A 796-nucleotide genomic window follows, 5' to 3' on the forward strand; every position below is an offset into this window, starting at 1 on the left:
CCCTGGGTGCTTCAGGACTATCCGCTGACCTTGCAGGTGGTGTTCACGCCGGCCGTGATCCGCAAGATCGTCATGGACAATCCGAACTGCGTGATGCTCAAGCACGAGGACTGGCCGGGACTGGAGAAGATCACCACGTTGCGCGGCTTCCAGAAGGACGGCTCGCTCCGCCCGCTCTCGATCCTCTGCGGCAATGGCGGCACGTTCCTCGATTTCGAGATGGAGCGCGGCGCCGACGGTGCCATGACCGGCTATGCGTTCCCCGAGTTGTTGATCGACGTCGTGAACCTCTCCAAGGCCGGCAAGCGCGATGCCGCGCATGATCTGTTCGACGCGCATCTGCCGCTGATCCGTTACGAGCAGCAGCCGGGCGCGGGCCTCGCCGTGCGCAAACACGTGCTCCAGAAGCGCGGCATCATCGCCTCCAGCGCGCAGCGCAAGCCCGGCGCGACGATGACGGCGACGGCGAAGGCCGAGGTCGAGTATCTGCTGTCGCGCGTGGCGAAGGTCGACAAGCGCGCCAATCTCCAGCCGCAATCCAGCGCCGCAGGTTAGTTGAATGGGCGAGACATCAGCATCACGCCCGGCGTCGACGATCCTCCTGCTGCGCGATGGCGCCGCGAAGGAAGTCGAGGTCTTCATGATGGTCCGCCATCATCAGATCGAGTTCAACTCGGGCGCGCTGGTGTTTCCCGGCGGCAGCGTCGATGCCGGCGACAACGAGATCGTCGCTCGCGCCGACCTGTATTCGGGCGGCGAGGGCCTCAGCGAAGCGGAGCGCGGTTTCCGTATTGCC

General features: G+C 65.2%; 2 protein-coding genes. Both read left to right on the top strand.

The window, feature by feature from the left end; translation table 11 throughout:
• Nucleotides 1–555 (top strand): dihydrodipicolinate synthase family protein (locus AC1D00_RS43560; RefSeq protein ID WP_477014991.1); only part of this gene is annotated, 555 nt, incomplete at its 5' end.
• Between the two features lie 4 nt (nt 556–559).
• On the top strand, nt 560–796 hold a 237-nt coding region (locus AC1D00_RS43565), incomplete at its 3' end, for an NUDIX hydrolase (protein ID WP_477014992.1).

It is taken from the genome of Bradyrhizobium sp. P2_E8 (genome assembly GCF_056403875.1).